The 17,493-nt window shown below is 36.7% G+C and carries 19 protein-coding genes; 5 read left to right on the plus strand and 14 right to left on the minus strand.

Annotation, left to right across the window (positions count from 1 at the left end; all coding sequences use genetic code 11):
- Positions 1-14 precede the first annotated feature (14 nt).
- Entirely contained in the window at positions 15-212 is a 198-nt protein-coding gene (gene mciZ, locus GX497_03130; GenBank protein ID HHY72213.1) for a Z-ring formation inhibitor MciZ, read from the plus strand.
- A 1-nt stretch (position 213) separates the two neighbouring features.
- On the opposite strand, the gene GX497_03135 is transcribed toward mciZ, so the two are convergent.
- The 4 genes from GX497_03135 to GX497_03150 all read right to left on the minus strand — a co-directional run bounded on the left by GX497_03135 (position 214) and on the right by GX497_03150 (position 4,634).
- Positions 214-1,356 (minus strand): ABC transporter permease, encoded by a 1,143-nt coding sequence (locus GX497_03135; protein HHY72214.1) that lies wholly within the window; start codon positions 1,354-1,356, stop codon positions 214-216.
- 43 nt (positions 1,357-1,399) lie between these two features.
- Positions 1,400-2,149 (minus strand): ABC transporter ATP-binding protein, encoded by a 750-nt coding sequence (locus GX497_03140; protein HHY72215.1) that lies wholly within the window; start codon positions 2,147-2,149, stop codon positions 1,400-1,402.
- Complete coding sequence (locus GX497_03145) at positions 2,146-3,330, minus strand: HlyD family efflux transporter periplasmic adaptor subunit (GenBank protein ID HHY72216.1); 1,185 nt, start codon at positions 3,328-3,330, stop codon at positions 2,146-2,148. Before GX497_03145 ends, GX497_03140 begins: the two co-directional genes overlap by 4 nt.
- A gap of 113 nt (positions 3,331-3,443) precedes the next feature.
- Entirely contained in the window at positions 3,444-4,634 is a 1,191-nt protein-coding gene (locus GX497_03150) for a LysM peptidoglycan-binding domain-containing protein (GenBank protein ID HHY72217.1), read from the minus strand.
- 355 nt (positions 4,635-4,989) lie between these two features.
- Here GX497_03150 and GX497_03155 point away from each other — a divergent pair, with 355 nt between their 5' ends.
- Positions 4,990-5,190 carry a cold-shock protein gene (locus tag GX497_03155; GenBank protein HHY72218.1) on the plus strand — a complete coding sequence of 67 codons (201 nt, stop codon included), beginning with the start codon at positions 4,990-4,992 and terminating at the stop codon, positions 5,188-5,190.
- Positions 5,191-5,388: 198 nt separating this feature from the next.
- A complete protein-coding gene (locus GX497_03160; protein ID HHY72219.1) occupies positions 5,389-5,949 on the plus strand; it encodes an FAD-dependent oxidoreductase in 561 nt (186 codons plus the stop codon).
- 70 nt (positions 5,950-6,019) lie between these two features.
- Here GX497_03160 and GX497_03165 read toward each other — a convergent pair whose 3' ends face one another.
- From GX497_03165 to GX497_03195, 7 genes are all read right to left on the minus strand, one after another.
- Complete coding sequence (locus GX497_03165; protein ID HHY72220.1) at positions 6,020-6,277, minus strand: YqkE family protein; 258 nt, start codon at positions 6,275-6,277, stop codon at positions 6,020-6,022.
- Positions 6,278-6,320: 43 nt separating this feature from the next.
- Positions 6,321-7,514, minus strand: a complete 1,194-nt coding sequence (locus tag GX497_03170) for an acetyl-CoA C-acetyltransferase (protein ID HHY72221.1) — start codon at positions 7,512-7,514, stop codon at positions 6,321-6,323.
- A gap of 150 nt (positions 7,515-7,664) precedes the next feature.
- Positions 7,665-8,936, minus strand: a complete 1,272-nt coding sequence (locus tag GX497_03175; GenBank protein HHY72222.1) for a diguanylate cyclase — start codon at positions 8,934-8,936, stop codon at positions 7,665-7,667.
- 35 nt (positions 8,937-8,971) lie between these two features.
- Entirely contained in the window at positions 8,972-10,816 is a 1,845-nt protein-coding gene (locus tag GX497_03180) for a SpoIIE family protein phosphatase (protein ID HHY72223.1), read from the minus strand.
- Positions 10,816-11,775 carry a HAMP domain-containing histidine kinase gene (locus GX497_03185; GenBank protein ID HHY72224.1) on the minus strand — a complete coding sequence of 320 codons (960 nt, stop codon included), beginning with the start codon at positions 11,773-11,775 and terminating at the stop codon, positions 10,816-10,818. The genes GX497_03180 and GX497_03185 overlap by 1 nt, the downstream gene beginning before the upstream one ends.
- Positions 11,776-11,834: 59 nt before the next feature.
- Complete coding sequence (locus GX497_03190) at positions 11,835-12,227, minus strand: DUF1987 domain-containing protein (protein ID HHY72225.1); 393 nt, start codon at positions 12,225-12,227, stop codon at positions 11,835-11,837.
- Between the two features lie 10 nt (positions 12,228-12,237).
- On the minus strand, positions 12,238-12,786 hold the full coding sequence (locus tag GX497_03195) for a hypothetical protein (GenBank protein ID HHY72226.1): 549 nt from the start codon (positions 12,784-12,786) through the stop codon (positions 12,238-12,240).
- Between the two features lie 263 nt (positions 12,787-13,049).
- Here GX497_03195 and GX497_03200 point away from each other — a divergent pair, with 263 nt between their 5' ends.
- A complete protein-coding gene (locus GX497_03200) occupies positions 13,050-13,721 on the plus strand; it encodes a response regulator transcription factor (GenBank protein HHY72227.1) in 672 nt (223 codons plus the stop codon).
- Between the two features lie 46 nt (positions 13,722-13,767).
- On the opposite strand, the gene fabG is transcribed toward GX497_03200, so the two are convergent.
- Positions 13,768-14,508 (minus strand): 3-oxoacyl-ACP reductase FabG, encoded by a 741-nt coding sequence (gene fabG, locus GX497_03205; protein HHY72228.1) that lies wholly within the window; start codon positions 14,506-14,508, stop codon positions 13,768-13,770.
- A 126-nt stretch (positions 14,509-14,634) separates the two neighbouring features.
- Positions 14,635-15,429 carry an SDR family oxidoreductase gene (locus GX497_03210; protein HHY72229.1) on the minus strand — a complete coding sequence of 265 codons (795 nt, stop codon included), beginning with the start codon at positions 15,427-15,429 and terminating at the stop codon, positions 14,635-14,637.
- A 399-nt stretch (positions 15,430-15,828) separates the two neighbouring features.
- Here GX497_03210 and proI point away from each other — a divergent pair, with 399 nt between their 5' ends.
- Complete coding sequence (gene proI, locus GX497_03215) at positions 15,829-16,671, plus strand: pyrroline-5-carboxylate reductase (protein HHY72230.1); 843 nt, start codon at positions 15,829-15,831, stop codon at positions 16,669-16,671.
- Between the two features lie 398 nt (positions 16,672-17,069).
- Here proI and GX497_03220 read toward each other — a convergent pair.
- Positions 17,070-17,493, minus strand: a 424-nt coding sequence (locus GX497_03220) for a transposase (protein HHY72231.1), incomplete at its 5' end; no start/stop codon positions are given.

The following is a 17,493-nucleotide window of genomic DNA, read 5'->3' on the forward strand; positions in this document are numbered from 1 at the left end:
GAGACTTGCCTATTATGAAAGTATATGTTCAAAATAAAAGCTTGAAGATGGTCGGAAAAGCAAAAGAAATCAGAGCAATGATTAAACAATACCGTCAGCATTTTGAAACTGTTAACGAATTAATCGAAAAAAATCAAAATACATACATGGTTATAACGGCCACTACAAATAAGATGCCTAAACGGAAGCAATTTTATTTACTAACACGATAGTTTATTCAATTTTCTTTTTAAATTTTAATGTTGCCAACAAGCAAATAAGAAAAGCAAATACTGATAATATCGCCGTCTCCTGCCATAACGAGGCTAACGTGCTTTCTTTCAAGAAAATTCCTCGTAATATTTCTAAAAAATACGTCAAAGGAATCATGCCGCCAAGCCACTGGATCACGACAGGCATCGTTTCGCGCGGGAACATAAAGCCCGATAACAGAACGCTCGGTAAGATAAAAGCGAAAGACATTTGCATTGCTTGTAATTGAGTCTTGGCGACAGTTGAAATTAACATGCCAACCGCAAGTGTCGTAATTAAAAATAAAAAGCTTAAGACGATTAACAAGGGGATGCTGCCTTTTACAGGCACCCCAAACCATGCTACGCCAGTTATTAACACAATGGTAAATGAAAATATGCCAACAAAAACATAAGGTAGGAGCTTGCCTAGAATTAATTCAATCGGGCGAATCGGTGTAACAACGAGTTGTTCCATTGTCCCCCGTTCCTTTTCACGCACAAGGGCAAAGGCTGTTAAGATTGCTGTCACGTTTTGCATAATTAAACCAATTAACGCTGGGATATTAAAAATCAAGCTCTCCATATTTGGGTTGTATAAAACACGCGGCAAAATTTCAACTGGCTGCTTAATGTCAGCTAACCCTCTTTTCTCCATTAACCGATCCTGAATTGCAAGTGACTTATGCTGGGTTAAAAGCTGGGCATTGCTTAAAGCGATTCTTGCTGTATTCGGATCTGTCCCATCTATTAATAACTGCACAGACGTTGTTTCATGGCGATCTAATTTAGAACTGTAATCGGGTGGAATCACAAGCCCCGTTTTTACTTTTCCAGCATCAATTAAAGCTTGAATCTCGGCACCGCTATAGACAACCCAATCAATATCGAAATACTGGGTGTTGGCAAAGCTTTGAATAAGATCACGGCTTGCTTCACTTTTATCTTGATCCCAAACAGCAGTAGGTAAATGATCGACATCGGTATTGACCGCATACCCAAATAAAAGCAGCATAAATAACGGCATGACTAGCGCTATTGCTAAACTTGGCGGGTCGCGGCGAATTTGAATAAACTCTTTAATAAAAATGGAACGAAATCGTAAGAAAGAAAACGTTGTATTCAGCTTTCGTTCTTTTTTTCCAGTTTGAATTTTTTCTTCAACCTGCTCATGCATCGCTTTCACTTCCTGCCTCTGCATTCTTCACAAACTGAATGAATACATCTTCCAAATTATCAGCCTGAAATTGCTCTTTTAATTGTTGCGGCGTTCCATTTCCAAGCAATCGTCCAAAAAAGATAAAGCTAATATAATCACAAGTTTCGGCTTCATCCATATAATGGGTGCTGACTAATATCGTAATCCCTTGTTCAGCAAGGCTATGGATTACATCCCAAAATATTCGCCTTGAAACAGGATCTACCCCTGCTGTCGGTTCATCTAAAATTAACACTTCTGGTTCATGAAGCAAAGCACATGATAATGCTAAACGCTGCTTCCAGCCGCCTGATAATTTTCCAGCAAGCTGTTTTTCCCTCCCAGTAATACCGGCCATTTCGATTAAATCCTTTTTGCGCTCCTGTGCCTTTGCCCCTTCAAGCCCATATATGCCTGCATAAAAATCAAGGTTTTCTGAAACAGTCAATTCCTCATATAAACTAAATTTTTGCGACATATAGCCGATATGATGCTTTATTTTTTCGGAATCCTTACGAATGTCATAGCCCAACACCGTCCCGCTTCCGGCTGTAGGATCCATAAGGCCGCAAAGCATGCGAATCGTTGTTGATTTTCCTGAGCCATTTGGTCCTAAAAAACCATAAATCGAACCTTTAGGAATGCTCATTGAAATATTATCAACAGCAACTAAATTCCCGAACTTTTTTGTTAAGTTTTCACAAGTGATTGCCATCTTCATTTTTCCGTCTCCTTATTAGGAAAACGTATATCTGCTGGCATGCCCGGCTTTAGCTGGTCAATTCCTTCTGTTGGCTCAACGACAACTTCAAATACTATCTTTGTACGTTCTTCTGGTGTTTGCACGTTTTTCGGTGTAAATTCGGACTTATTCGAAATAAAAGTAATTTTTCCTTTAAAAACTTGATCAGGATAAGCATCAACTTTGATTTCAGCAGCACCGCCAAGTTCAACTTCATTTAATTTTGCTTCTGGGACGTAAACTTTTACTTTGCGCTTCTTTTCCTCAAGCAATGTAAACATTTGAAAATTGGCTGTGACTACTTCGCCAGCAGAAATATTTCTTCTAAGGACGATGCTGTCCTCCGGTGCTACCACTTTTGTTTTTTCAAGCTGGATTTGAATTTGCTCCTCTTTTGCCTTTTCTTGATCTAGTTGGCTCACTAGCTTTAAAACGGTATGTTTTGTCGCGCCTTCCTCTTGTAAGCTTAACTGGGCTTGTTGCATTTTTTTATTGGCTTCAAGCTCTTTCATTTGGTTTCTATATGTACCTTGGTCTTTTCTTGCCATCTCGTATATTGACTCAGCCTCAACTAATTGCGCCTCGATTTGCCGGACAGCAGCTGATGATCTATTTAATTGTTCGCGCTCTAAATTAACTTCATTTTCTGAAGTGGCACCATTTTTATAAAGTTCTTCAAGTTTCTTAAGCTGCTCTTGATGAAACGACTCTGTTTCCTTAGCCGATGTGAGCTGAGCTTTTATTTGTTCAATCGTTGCTTTTCTTTGCTGCAATAAATCAGTCAATTTTGACAATTGGACATTGATGTTGTCAATTTTCGCATCATTTTGCTCAAGCAATGATAATGTTTTTTCGATTTCTTGATTTCTTGTACCTGCTTTTATTTCATCCAAGGCTGCTTTGGCAGCTTGAACACCTGCCTCCGCCTCCTTCACCTGCGCTTTTATGAGACGGTCATCAATTTGTGCTAATAGCTGTCCCTTTTTTACTTGATCACCTTCGTCAACAAAAAACTTAGCAATAGGCCCGTTCACTTCAGCCAATATCGGTATTTCCTCTCCTTCAATCGTCCCCGAGTAAACAGGTTCGCGATTAGATGAACAGGCAATCTGAAAAATTAATATAAACATAATGGCTACAAATAAAAGTTTTTTCCTCATTTGAAATTCACGCTCCCGCCAAAAAAAAGTGCTACCTACTATTATAAGTAGTGTAGCACTTCTTCTCTTTATAATGTATGATTTTTAACATAGTTTTCCTTCAAACAATTCAATCACATATACAAACCAGCTAAGAAAATTCCTAATGCTTTTTGATAAAGTTCATCAAATTGCGCAATTGGCAGCGGATTTACACCGTGGCCCAGCTCCACTGTAAAACCGGGTCGACGCCAATCTTGGATAAACCAATCCTTATAGCCTGCATAGCTATCAACATAGCGAACCGCTTTGTAGCCGCTAACTCTTGTAAATTCATTAACGATTGTCTGTGATTCAGGCGGCTCTAATTTTTCGAAGCCCCAATAAATCTCCTCACCCTGCGTATGAAATGCCAGCACACGATGGAAATCCTTCCTTCTAGTTAACTCAGCCATGGCAATGGACTCTCGTTCTGACAATGGTTTTTCGCCAGGATAATCTCTTGGGGATGGCTGTTGTTCACGTCTTGCCTTCTCTATTTCCCACCTAGCAGGAAATTGATCATTCAAATCTACACCACGAATATTTGCTTTCCATCCTGAAAAATTGCGGCTGCCCTTGTTAATTTCCACGACTCTACTTCGCCATGGCTCTTCGTTAGGCGGCCCCTTTATCACGAGATTTACACCATCTGGATTGACCATCGGTACTATCGACAATGAAACTTGCTGATAAAACGGATTCATGGATAAGCCGCGAATTGGCGTCTGATTTGTTAATGCTAACAAATAATCATTTAAGAAGGTCATGACTGCTGATGTTGTAATCCATTCGTTGGCATGGAAAGACCCATTATAATGAACTTTCTTACTTCCATTCCCAATATTTACTTCAGGAATAACACGGTTAAGCACAGTTGTACCAATAGAAGGAATGGTCATGAAAGGATAAATGCTTTTTAAACGGGTAAGATGGGCCATCATTACATCATAGTCATAATTTTGCCTGCCTTCAACAACGCGCCAAATTATGCGCAGCGGCACTTTAATTGTTTGGCCAATGCGGAGCTGCTGTGGATTTATATTTGGATTTACTAATAACAAGCTTTCCAAAGAAAGATTTCGACTTCCGGCAATGGCCCATAATGTATCTCCAGCCCTAACTTGGTGATTTGTTATAACAAATCCTGGGATTTTCACCGTCTGACCAACTCTAAGTTTATTAGCAGGGATTTCACGGTTTGAATCTATTATAAGTTGGAGAGGTAGCTTGAACAATTGACTGTAATGCCAATACGAATCACCTTGTCTGACAACTATGTCCATAAAAAACACACCCTCGCTTTTAGAATCATTCATAACCATTCATATGAGAAAAAACACGTCATTATTCCGAGAAGCAAGAGACGGTTTAATATTACTGAAAAAGTAGCTTTCACAATGCAAATATATTTCAAATATATGGCAATCGGACAATATATAGCCTTGGGCGGACAATAAAAGTAATTCTAGGACAATAAGTTTGAAATGGCTCGATTTTTCCAGTGGTCTCAGACGGTTCTTTTGCTTTCTTAATCATCTAATGGCATATTTTTGTTTTAAAAAAATATTAGTGGATATAATAAGAAAGCAAGCTAAAATTGCACTATTTATTTTTTGAAATTTAGGAGGCAACAAAAAAATGGAACATGGTAAAGTAAAATGGTTTAACAGTGAGAAAGGCTTCGGATTTATAGAACGTGAAGGTGGCGATGATGTTTTCGTTCACTTTTCTGCTATACAGGGAGAAGGCTTTAAATCATTGGATGAAGGTCAGGAAGTAACCTTTGAAATTGAAAATGGAGAGCGTGGCCCACAAGCTACAAACGTACAAAAAGCATAGTAACAGAAGGAAGCAAGGGACGGTTCTTTTGCTTCCTTTCTAAATTTTCACCCAAAGCTATTATCCAACCTATATAGTCCATGAGTAGGAAGCAAACGAGTCATCCCTCGCTTTTCGAGCAAATTATTTTACATATAAAACTATTTAATTTAAAATATTAAATGATAATTATTTTAATTTTGAAGGAGGTTTTTAAATATGTATGATATTATCATTGTCGGGGCAGGACCTGCAGGGGCAAGTGCAGCCTTATTTACTGCTAAAGCAGGTAAAAAAACATTAATCATTGATAATGATAAAAGCATTACAAAACGTGCGTGGATGGAAAACCACTATGGTGTAATGGAGATTTCCGGGCCAGATCTTGTTGATATTGGAAAACAACAAGCAACGAAATTTGGTGCTGAAATCATTGCTGATACTGTTGTGAATGTTGTCAAAGCTGACGAGGGCGTAACTGTGGAAACTGAAAATCAAAAATTCACAGGCAAACATGTTATTCTTGCTACTGGGATGCTTGTTGATGTTGCTGAAAAAGCTGGTATTAAAACCGTTCCTGGAACGGAGCCGCGTGTTAAAGCAATTATTGAAGTTGATTCATCAGGTAAAACAAATCTTGATGGTGTATGGGCAGCTGGTACTGTTGCAGGTGTAAGCATGCATACGATTATTACAGCTGGCGATGGTGCAAAGGTTGCGATTAACATAATTAGTGAACTGAACGGTGAACGCTACGTTGACCACGATATACTTAAGTAAAAACTTGGTCGCAATAAAAGCTGATACAGGATATATTGAGAGGCTGACTCGAAAAAGGAGTCAGCCTCTCTTATTTAAATTTCTTCCAATCTAAGTCACTTTCACTTAATAGTTCTTCAAACGACTTGTTTTTTTCGCGTTGTTTCCGTTCCAGCCGTTTCCGTTCTTCCTCTAATTCTTGCTGCTTCTTTGCTTCTATTTTTAATTCCTGTTGTTTTTCTTTTAACTTTGCAAAAACATTTTGATCTAACCGATCAAGGACGCTAATTTTATCATCTTGTTGCTGGATTTTACCACTGTTTTTGTTTTGCAATTTCTTTTTTGCCATGATTATATCACCTCTAAGGAAATTATATCATGGCTTGTAGCCATTATTCTATATTCTCGATGATTGTTGCAACGCCTTGCCCACCGCCGATACACAATGTCGCTAAGCCGTAGCGGTTGCCGCGGCGCTTTAATTCATGAATTAATGTCACTAAAATTCTTGCTCCACTAGCGCCAATCGGATGTCCTAAAGCAATCGCACCACCATTTACATTGAGGATATCTTTGTTAAACTGAAGCTCGCGGTCTACGGCAATCGTTTGTGCAGCAAATGCTTCATTCGCTTCAATTAAATTCATATCGCTTAAAGTAAGCCCTGTTTTTTCAAGCACTTTTTTAACTGCCTGAACAGGGCCAATCCCCATAATGCTAGGATCAACCCCTGCACTTGCATTGCCGCAGATAACAACGAGCGGTTTCAAGCCTAAGCTTTCCGCTTTTTCACGGCTCATTAATACGAATGCTGCTGCTCCATCATTGATGCCTGATGCGTTTCCAGCTGTAACGGTGCCGTCTTTTTTGAAGGCCGAGCGCAGTTTTGCTAATTTTTCGGAACTTGTGCCATGTTTCACATGCTCATCCGTATCAAAAACAAGCGGAGAGGCCCCTTTCTTCTGTGGAATTTCAACTGGAACAATTTCATCCTTAAATAGACCCGCCTCAATCGCATCTATCGCTTTTTGGTGGCTCAACGCTGACAATTCATCTTGCTCTTGGCGCGTAATCTCATACTGTTCGCAAAGATTTTCGGCGGTGATTCCCATATGATAATCATTAAAAGCACACCATAAGCCATCATTAACCATACTGTCAACAACCTTTTGATCACCCATACGATAGCCATCACGGACATTCTTTAATAAGTATGGCGCTTGACTCATATTTTCCATTCCACCAGCAACAACGATTTCAGCTTCCCCCAACATAATCGCCTGTGTCGCTAAGTGAACAGCTTTCAGTCCCGAACCACACACTTTATTAATAGTCATTGCTGATGTTTCCTGTGCTAAGCCTGCAAAAAGCGCCGCTTGTCTTGCTGGATTTTGTCCTAAGCCTGCTTGTAGGACATTACCCATAATGACTTCATCAACTTGATTAACTTGCACATTGGCGCGCCTTAATGCCTCTTTAATAACAATTGCGCCAAGCTGCGGTGCCGGAATATCTTTTAAACTGCCGCTAAAACTACCAACCGCTGTTCTCACTGCACTTACAATCACAACATCTTTTAATGTCAACCTCATTGCCCCCTATTCCTTCTCTTTGTACATACTATTTATATGTTCACATAAACAAGAGTATTATCCTTTTTCAAAATTTTATAGTGTGGCACAATATAATATGAAATCATCACAAACAAAAAACCTCATTAATCCATAATAAAAGGATTAATGAGGGGCCATAATCGCCGTAATATTGTCTAAAAAAAACTTAGTAAGAGCAGGATCAAATTGCTTGCCACTTTGCTGATTTATTTTAACAAGTGCTTCCTCCACAGGAAGATTGGCATGATTAATCATCATATTAAAAGAATGAAGAATAACTAATATTCTTGAAGGAAATGGAATTTCTTTACCATTTAATTGATTAGGGTAGCCTGTGCCATCCCAATTTTCGGAAAAGCCTAAAATCGCATCGGCGATTGCGATTTGACCAATAGCTCGAGCAAGGCGATAACCTACTTCACTCGTTCTCTCAGAAGTTTTCGATTGGTCATAATCAAGTTCTGCCGCAGTTATTGAATCGTCTCCTTGAAATATAAACCGCTCAATATTTAGCAATGTGATAAGTAGCTGTAAGTTATTTATTTCGATAGATTGTTCAATAGGAAGTATTTCTGCAAATCGCTCTGCTAGTATTCGTAAGCGCTGAATACTACCAGAACCTATCGCATCTCCATTTTTCACTATTGTTTCAAAATCATTAATAATCGTCTGCCTAAACTTTTTACTGTCAAGCATTTTATTTTTATACATTTGGATTTCAGCAATCGTAAATAAGTCGGAAATTTCTTTGCCCTTTCGATTCCTTGTTGCCATTCCTGTGGCAACGCTAACTTCAATCGGGTCTTTTTTCTCTAAACTACATTTCATTTTAATCCGTTCAATAACTTTCCCACAATTTTCGGCACTTGTGCTAGGCATAATGACTAAAAACTCATCGCCTCCCCACCTTATAGCAATATCACTTTTTCGCAAGCTTCTTTGTAAAATATTAGCTACCTTTTTAAGCAGTTCATCACCTTTATGATGGCCAAACACATCATTCATCAGCTTTAATCCATTCACATCTATGAAAATAACACTTACAGGAAAATCATCTTGAATAAGTTCGGGAACTACTTGATCAATATAAGCACGATTATATAATGACGTTAAAGCATCATGATAGCTCAAATATTCAACCTGTTCCCGCACTTCGTTTGCTTTATTTAACAATTCCACAAATTCCTCTTCTTTTTTCTTTAAAGTTTTCCCTTGTATATCACTTATTAAGCATATTTTTCTTGTTTCTTTCAATAATTTTTCATAGTTTTGTAAAAGTATTGAATATTGAGGCTTTAGTGGATCTTTCTCAAACTTTTCAAGGCAGTCTTTGGCATCATCAAGAATTTTTATCTCATTACTAAACAATTTCTCATATTTCTCTTGAAATGACATATATATTCCCCCATTTGCAAGTCAGTTCTTTATTCCTAAGGCCTGAAAGCAATCACAGTGATATCATCTCTCTGTGCCTCATCCCCCATATATAATGTAAGCTCTTGTTCAAACATACATTTTTGCTCATTTAATGGAGATGGATGATACATATGAATTAACTCTAAAAATCGCTTTTTTCCAAATGAATAATTTTTCGGTCCGCCATTTTGATCAAAAAAACCGTCCGTTGACATGTAAAAGCATTGTCCTTCTTGAAGTGGAATGACTTGGTTCGAATATACATAATGATTGACTGTCTTTCTATAGCCGATGCTCTTTTTTTCACCATTTATAATCGAAACTTCTCCATTTTTAGCAATATATAAGGAGCATTTTGCACCGGAAAAGATCGCCTTCTGCCCTCTTTCAATATAACAAAGGCCCAAATCAAGACCATCATCTGTTGCGCCATTATTTGATTGTTGATTTAAGGTTTCTTTAATCACTTGATTTAACTTTTGCAAGATAAGGCCTGGATTGTCTTTAGTAGCATCATCAACAATTTGATTTAAAATTGAAATAGCGAGCATTGACATGAGTGCCCCAGGTACACCATGACCTGTGCAATCCCCAACAGCAATAAGATACTGTTCCTTGCTAAAAGATTTTGACCAATAAAAATCGCCGCCAACGATGTCTCGCGGTTTCCATAACAAAAAATAGTCATTCCATAAATCATGTAGCTGTCGGTCTAAAGGAAGGATTGATTCTTGAATTCTTTTTGCATAATCGATGCTATCGATAATTGCTCTATTTTTTTCGCTCAATTCTTTTGTTCTTTCTTTAACCTTTAACTCTAATTGCTCATTCATTTCAAGTGCCCTTTTGTATGGATTAGCAAGCTTAACTGAAATAAAATAGAATAGTAAAATAATCGCAATAATAATCAATGAAGAGGCGATAATTGTATTCCATTTAATTCTGTTCAAAAATGAAACGGTTTCAAAACGCGGAATTTCAACAAGCAATTTTAAATTAGTAGATTGTAGTGGGAAACAAATTAAATCAATACGTCCTTTATTTTTGTTTGTATACTCGAGAATTTGGATGCCATAATTAAATTGTTGCAAAATCTTTTCCGTTGTTGCTTTGGATATATAGGGCTCAATATTTTTCCCATTATGTAAGATATCATCTGATAAGTAAATCGTACCTTGATCATCAATTAACCAAAGATTCCCTTCATCTCCATATTTAAAATTTTGAAATTCCTCAGAAATACTTATTAAACTTAAACCTACACCTGTTACACCGATTGGGTTTTGTACATCACCAATTAACGCATTAATAAATGCAAATGTATTCTTTCGTTCTTCATTGTAATCAACTGAAACAGATTCTGGCTTCCCCATAGAAATAGTTTCATAAAACCAACTATCGTCAGGGTCATTCTCAGACATCGTATCAATCTTATTGCCATTTTCATCCCAGTAATTCCCCGTGAGATTGCTTACAACAAAAGAATTGCTGTAATCGTAATCAAAAGCTAAGTGATGAATTTTTTCAAAAACAGCTTTCTCCAATTGTTCATCTTTCTCATACCCTTTAACCCACTGAATAATCATTGGATCATGAGCTAAAACACTTGCTGTCTCTTTGGCCCGTTCTATCCTTTCATCTATTTTAGATGAAATTGATTCAGCAATAAATTCCAAATCCTTCGTTTTAAGCTTATAAACAGCTTCTTTTTCAGTAATAAAGTATACGAGGAAACTCATTAGGATAATTGAAAAAACAATTACGCTACTTGCGAATATAATAAGCTTAAAAAGTTGTGAATCAAAAACAGGGTTATCATCTTTATGCCTTTTTTTTCTATTATTATATAAACTCGGCATCATACTTGCTTTTCTCCGGCTTCTAAATAAATTGGCAGGGTGATTATAAAGGTACTGCCACGATTTAACTCACTTATTGCTTCAATCATTTCTTGATGCTTTAAAATAATTTCCTTCGAAATCGCAAGCCCCAGTCCAGTTCCACTTTCATGTTGATTCCCTTTGTAAAAACGATCAAATATATACGGAAGCATTTCTTTACCAATACCAGAACCGGTATCTATGATTTTAATAAAAATTTTGTGTGCTGTTATTTCTCGATCATTGCCAAGTTCTACTGAGACTGTTATTGTTCCTCCTGATGGCGTAAATTTAATAGCATTATTAATTAAATTCGTCATAACCTGTTCTATTCTTGCAAAATCTATGTTTATAAAATAGCCGCTTGCAGAGATTGATGATGGCAAATCTTCATATTTAAACTGAATCCCTTTTGCTTTTACATCTATTTCATATTTAGAAAATAGCTTTTGTATTAGACCGTTTATCGGAAATTTTACAAGGGTAAATGTTGCACCGTTCACCTCTAAAATGGATAAATCAAAAAGATCTTTTATTAAATCATTGACAGTTGTAATCCGCTCATACATAAGTTGAATGTACTTAGGCTCTAGCTCAGCTTTTCCATCAACAATTATTTTCAAAAAACTCAGGATTGCTCGAATAGGCGCTCCCATTTCATGAGAAATATCGGAAATAAAGTGTTTTCTTGATTCCTCTACTTTTTTTAAATTATTATTCACTCTCGTTATTTCTGCTTCCTGTTTTTTGAGCATTTTTCCTTGGATGTCACTAATCTTATATGTTTTCATCGTCATTTTTAGAAGCTTTTCATATTCTTTGACTAAATCACAGTAGTCAGAAATCATTTCAGTACCATTTGTAGCAGTACAGTCTGTCAATCTTTTTTTTGCCAGTTCTAAAACCTCAACCTCATGTCGAAATAACATCTTTTTCAAGTCTTGCTCTCCCATTTTCTTTCTGTCAACTCCCATTTGCTCTTAAAATACCGCAGGGCTTACTTTGATTCTACACAGGCTATAATTTCAAATGGAAAGCTCATATCTTCGGTGAACTCTTCAGCACATTCTAATTCGCTTTCATTATCTTCATTATAATACCAATTCAGTTGAACTAAGATGCCATCATGAAATGCTTCTTCAAACGTATCCAAAAGCATCATTAAACACTTTGAACTGCTCGTATTAATATAAGAAAGGCTTAATTCAATTGTAACCTGAACCTCAGGCTGAAGCTGAGCAATATATTGGTCAAGCCATTTAAGAATAGGCTCATAAAATTTAAATGCATTTTCTGGATAGGACTGTCCGTTTAAAACTAATTTATTATTTTCTGCATCAAAACATACTTCTGGCGTACTTTTCGTTGCCTCTATAAATAAACCATTCATTTTACCACTCCTAAACTACTGCTTTTAACGTAAAAAACGAGAATTGTTCATCAACATTTGTAATCGAATATTCAAGCGGACAGCTTGCTTTTCGAGCCATATCAATCAACCCTAATCCCGCACCAACACTATCCATATCTACATCTAATTTTAGAGTTTCCTTATAGGTTTTCTTAAGTTCTTCCTTATCCATGACAATCAGCCGATCAATTTTATCCGTTACCTTCCTAATGTCATCCTTGCATAATAAATTCCCAGAGCAAATAAAACTACCTTTTTCCGTCTTGCCAATCGTAATAATAGAAGAAGCAGCTATATGTTCGTAACCATTACATTTCGCTTTGCTATAACAATAGTTTTTAATATTCTGAGTTTGTTCGATGAAAATTGAAAAAATATTAAAAATTTCTTTTTTAGGCACATCCTCTGTTTCTAGATATTTTTTCACTGCCTCGCCCAATTCTTCAATAATGCCCTGTGAAAGTTTTCCTGAAAAAGAAATGAGAACTGAATTATCCCTTAAAACTTTCTGTATTCCGAGAAGGTTTTGATTATTCAAGGTAGATTCTCCTCTCTACAATTATATTGCCGCAAATTTCTCAATTTTTTACTATAAATGTTGACATAATGCTAAAATTATATCTCAACTTCATTTATTTTAATAGTTACTTTTAGTCATATATTTTCATTTCTAATATATAAAAACATTACATTTAGTAACTTGCAGTTTAAATACCACTTATAGTATAAATTTAAGTTCCATATCCTCCTTTTCTCATTTAAAATATAAGGAAGGACTACCAAATAAAGGAGGGGAAAACCCTGGAAAACCTTAAATTATTTATTGCAGACGATCAAACATTGATGCGGGACGGTTTACAGATTGTTATTGATTTAGAAAAGGACATGGAAGTCATCGGAACAGCTGATAACGGCAAGGAGGCCTACGAAAAAATCATTAGTCTTAAACCAGATATTGTCTTAATGGATATCCAAATGCCAGTCATGAACGGAATTGAATGTATAAAACTTGTCAAACAAAAATGCCCGGAAATTATCATTTTAATTTTAACAACGTTTAATGAGGAGGATTATATCGTGGAAGGACTGGCAAATGGCGCCAACGGTTTTTTATTAAAAGGAATCGATTTCGAAAATTTGATTGCATCAATCCGCAATGCCGCAAAAGGGAATTTATTAATCCCAGCAGAAGTCGCCGTCAAGCTCGCCAATCGACTACATAACATTTATGCCAATAAATTAGGCGGGAAAATCGAACAGATTAGAAAGCATTTAGAAAAAAACAACATTTATCTCACAGATAGAGAAATAAGCATTATTAAATTAATGTTGGAAGGTTTAAGCAATCGCAAAATTGCCGAAAAAATCTTCATAAGTGAAGGAACCGTCAAAAATTACTCAAGTGAAATTTATCGGAAATTCAACGTAAAAAATCGGCCGGAACTGCTTGACTATATTAATCAAATTTGCTAATTTCTATAAAAATCGCCTCTTTTAAACATATTGAGGCGATTTTTATTTACATCACAATCCCACCGTCAACATGAAGCACAGTACCATTGACATAATTCGCTTCATCAGAGGCTAAATACAAGTAGGCATTGGCAATATCTTCTGCTTTTCCAAGACGCTTGAGTGGGATTTGCTGCACAATTTTCTCCATGACTTTTTCAGGTACTTGGGCAGTCATGTTTGTATCGCAAAATCCTGGTGCAACCGCATTCACATTGATTCCCTTTGCCCCTAATTCCTTTGCCCATGTTTTCGTCATACCGATTACACCGGCTTTCGCTGCAGCGTAGTTTGTTTGACCAAAATTACCATAGACGCCGGAAACAGAAGATGTATTAATAATCTTTCCCGACCCCTGTTCCAGCATCATTGGTATGACTGCCTTCGTACAATTAAATACACCTGTTAAATTTACATTAATCACCTTTTGCCACGATTCTTCGGTTAGATTAGCCAACAGGCCGTCATTGGTAATGCCAGCATTATTAATAAGGATATCAATTTTTCCATAATGCTCTAAAGCTGTTTGTACCATATGCTTTGTACTTTTGCTGTCAGCTACATCAACCTTTACAAATATTCCTATCCCGTCACCTTCTCGAACTTCTTTTAACACCTTCAAACCCTGCTCTTCATTAAAATCAGCAATGACAACCTTTGCTCCTTCATTCGCAAAGCGCAGCACCGTTTGCCTTCCAATCCCATTCGCTCCACCTGTTATAATGGCAACCTTTCCGTTTAATCTCACTTGCCTCTCCCCCTACTCTAAGAAGTGGAAATTTTAACTTATAATTCCATTATATTAACATAGTGAAAAAATGTTTTTGTTTATACTTATTTGTATTTAAAATATATGTGTAAAATGCATCTATGTTTATTTCATATTGAATAATTTCCCAGTAATCCTCTCCGCCAAATTCGGAAAAAGGTTGTAAAGTACACTGCCAGCATTCATCCATCTAGGCAAATTTAATTCCCGTTTCGGGTGAATCATTAACTTCACAATTTGATTTGCAACAAAATCAGATTGAAGCATAAACCTTTTAACATTTTTCACATAGTTTCCTGATTTATCAGCAATCGTAAAAAAATTCGTTTCAATCGGGCCAGGATTAACCGCTGACACCTTAATATTTGGTTGTAAAAGCTCAAGCCGCAAGCTGTTCGTAAATCCCAAGACTGCATGTTTAGTTGCTGAATAACCGCTCGATTTCGGTGTAGCCAGCTTCCCTGCTTGGGAAGCAATATTAATAATATGACCACTGTTTCGTTCAAGCATAATAGGTAGCACTTCTTTTGTACAAGCAATCAAACCTAATACATTCACTTCAAACATTTGCTTAATTTCAGCAAAGCTAGCTTCCTGCAGTGCCTCAAACACTCCAAAGCCAGCATTATTCATTAAAATATCAATTTGACCAACTTTTTCATAAATATTTTTAAAAACGGTTGTTACTTGTTCAAAATCGCCCACATCAAGCTTATAGTATGGACAGTTTACAGCTGTTTTTTGATAAATGGTTTCACTTATTTTTGCTAATTTTTCCGTAGACCGGGCAAGCAAGATTGGCCTCGCCCCTTTTTCTGCTGCCAACATGGCTACTTTCTCACCAATGCCAGATGAAGCTCCAGTAATGACAATATTTTTGTTTGCTAATTGTTTTTCCATAGTATAATCTCCTATCAGACATCCTATTTTTTACAATATTATCATAGTAATGGAGAGGGTATCCAAAAATAAGCTATTGACATAAATTTTCAAAACTCGCATAATACTTAGAAAGTGATTAAATTGAATCGGCGTTGATAGGGACTAGTAGATGATGTAATCGCAAAAAGAGAGTGAAGTTCATAAGCTGAAAGACTTCATGGCTAGATGCACCTCGAACCTACCCTTGAGCTATTGGGGAAACCTAATCGGGTGGCTTACGATATGAGCCTTTTGAGAGGATAACAAGAAGCTTACCTGACTATTTTTCTTGTTATCAATGAAGGTGGTACCGCGGAGATCAGACCTTTCCGTCCTTTATTTTAGGACAGAAAGGTTTTTTTACAGGGGGAATTAATAATGAATAAAAAACTAACCTATACATTTATAGGAGCCGGCTCAATGGCAGAAGCCATGGTAGCGGGAATGCTAAAAAGCAAGCTTTTTGAAAAAAAACAAGTAATCGTCACAAACCGTTCAGATACAGAAAGATTACAATATTTCAAACAGCAATATGGCGTGTATGGAACACATAATCAAGCGGAAGCGCTAAAAAATGCCGATGTTATTATTTTGGCAATGAAACCAAAGGATGTGGCAGTTGCTTTAGATGAAATCAAGCCTTATATTACCGAAAAGCAATTGCTTATTTCCGTTATTGCGGGGGTCTCAACAAAAAGCATGGAAGATTTGTTAGGGATTCATATTCCAATTATAAGGGCAATGCCGAATACATCGGCCACAATCGGTCAATCGGCCACTGCCATTTCACAAGGAACATATGCAAATGAAGGACATGAAACAATCGCTGAAACATTATTTTTAACAATCGGTACAGTCTCGATAGTGAACGAGGAGGATCTTCATGCAGTTACAGGCCTTTCGGGAAGTGGACCTGCATATATTTATTATTTAGTGGAAGCAATGGAAAAAGCGGCAGTTGATTTAGGTTTAGCAAAAGACGTCAGTAAAGAATTGATTCTCCAAACGCTCATCGGCGCTGCCGAAATGCTGAAATCTTCGCCTAAGCAGCCTGCAACATTAAGAAAAGAAGTGATGAGCCCTGGTGGAACAACAGAAGCTGGGTTAAAAGTATTGGAACAATATAATTATCAGGAAGCAATGATACAATGTATAAAACGTGCAGCTACCCGATCCCAAGAATTAGGTGTGGAAATTGATGCTATAATGTTAAAACAGTAAAGAGAACACTTTATTGATTAGCCTTAAAAGGCAAAGGTAGAGATGTAATTGAATTTAATACGGTCTTACCTAGAAAAATAACCAATTACCTAACCAAGAAATTGATGAACTTTATGAAAAAACTGTTGAGAGCATCTCAATAGTTTTTTCTGTTGTGGAGCCTCGAGGGAAGAAAATTTGTTCCAGTACTTTAATAATTGCAAATAAAACGTTATGTATTTGTTCATGATATATACATGATCACTAGTGTTGCATAAATAGTGTCGAAATTTTCAGTTTACTTGTTTTTCCTAATAAGAACCAAAAAGGTAAATACCTAATTAAAGGCGGCTCTGTTCATTTGGGAATTTATTTACAATTAGACCTATAGACCTGTGAGACGACAACAAATTTACTTATTAAGGGATGGCTGTTCCTTCAATTTTTCGAAGCCAAATATACGCTGGCTTCCATAGCGCAGCTCTTAAATAACGGCTAATTTGTAAGGTTTTTCGCTTACTCCCTGTTTCAATTTGCGCTAGAACATGTAGACAAAAAACAATAAGTGCAATAAATACTTGGTTTTGAATCGCCCATTCGCTCTGACCGTAGAATTTTTTAATACTGAGATGTTGTTTGATCCATTTGAAAAATAATTCTATGGCCCAGCGTGATTTGTACATTTCTGAGATTTCTTCGGCACTTAAGTCAAAACAATTTGTGATTAAATGGAGTTCATTGCCTTTCGTGTCCAAGACCTTTATTAGGCGAAAATAATTCTCAGCACGGTTTTGTGTCGTTCCAATCAAAACCATTTGGTCCGATAAAACAGATGAATTTTCA

The organism is Bacillus sp. (in: firmicutes) (genome assembly GCA_012842745.1).
Taxonomy (GTDB): Bacteria; Bacillota; Bacilli; order Bacillales; family Bacillaceae_J; genus Schinkia.

Bases quoted from the DNA above. Each gene is read 5' to 3' on its own strand.
- mciZ (HHY72213.1), top strand. From the start codon at position 15: ATGAAAGTATATGTTCAAAATAAAAGCTTGAAGATGGTCGGAAAAGCA.
- GX497_03155 (HHY72218.1), top strand. From the start codon at position 4,990: ATGGAACATGGTAAAGTAAAATGGTTTAACAGTGAGAAAGGCTTCGGA.
- GX497_03180 (HHY72223.1), bottom strand. From the start codon at position 10,816: ATGCCGAGTTTATATAATAATAGAAAAAAAAGGCATAAAGATGATAAC.
- proI (HHY72230.1), top strand. From the start codon at position 15,829: ATGAATAAAAAACTAACCTATACATTTATAGGAGCCGGCTCAATGGCA.
- GX497_03165 (HHY72220.1), bottom strand. From the start codon at position 6,277: ATGGCAAAAAAGAAATTGCAAAACAAAAACAGTGGTAAAATCCAGCAA.
- GX497_03140 (HHY72215.1), bottom strand. From the start codon at position 2,149: ATGAAGATGGCAATCACTTGTGAAAACTTAACAAAAAAGTTCGGGAAT.
- GX497_03150 (HHY72217.1), bottom strand. From the start codon at position 4,634: ATGGACATAGTTGTCAGACAAGGTGATTCGTATTGGCATTACAGTCAA.
- GX497_03175 (HHY72222.1), bottom strand. From the start codon at position 8,936: ATGTCATTTCAAGAGAAATATGAGAAATTGTTTAGTAATGAGATAAAA.
- GX497_03210 (HHY72229.1), bottom strand. From the start codon at position 15,429: ATGGAAAAACAATTAGCAAACAAAAATATTGTCATTACTGGAGCTTCA.
- GX497_03145 (HHY72216.1), bottom strand. From the start codon at position 3,330: ATGAGGAAAAAACTTTTATTTGTAGCCATTATGTTTATATTAATTTTT.
- GX497_03160 (HHY72219.1), top strand. From the start codon at position 5,389: ATGTATGATATTATCATTGTCGGGGCAGGACCTGCAGGGGCAAGTGCA.
- GX497_03190 (HHY72225.1), bottom strand. From the start codon at position 12,227: ATGAATGGTTTATTTATAGAGGCAACGAAAAGTACGCCAGAAGTATGT.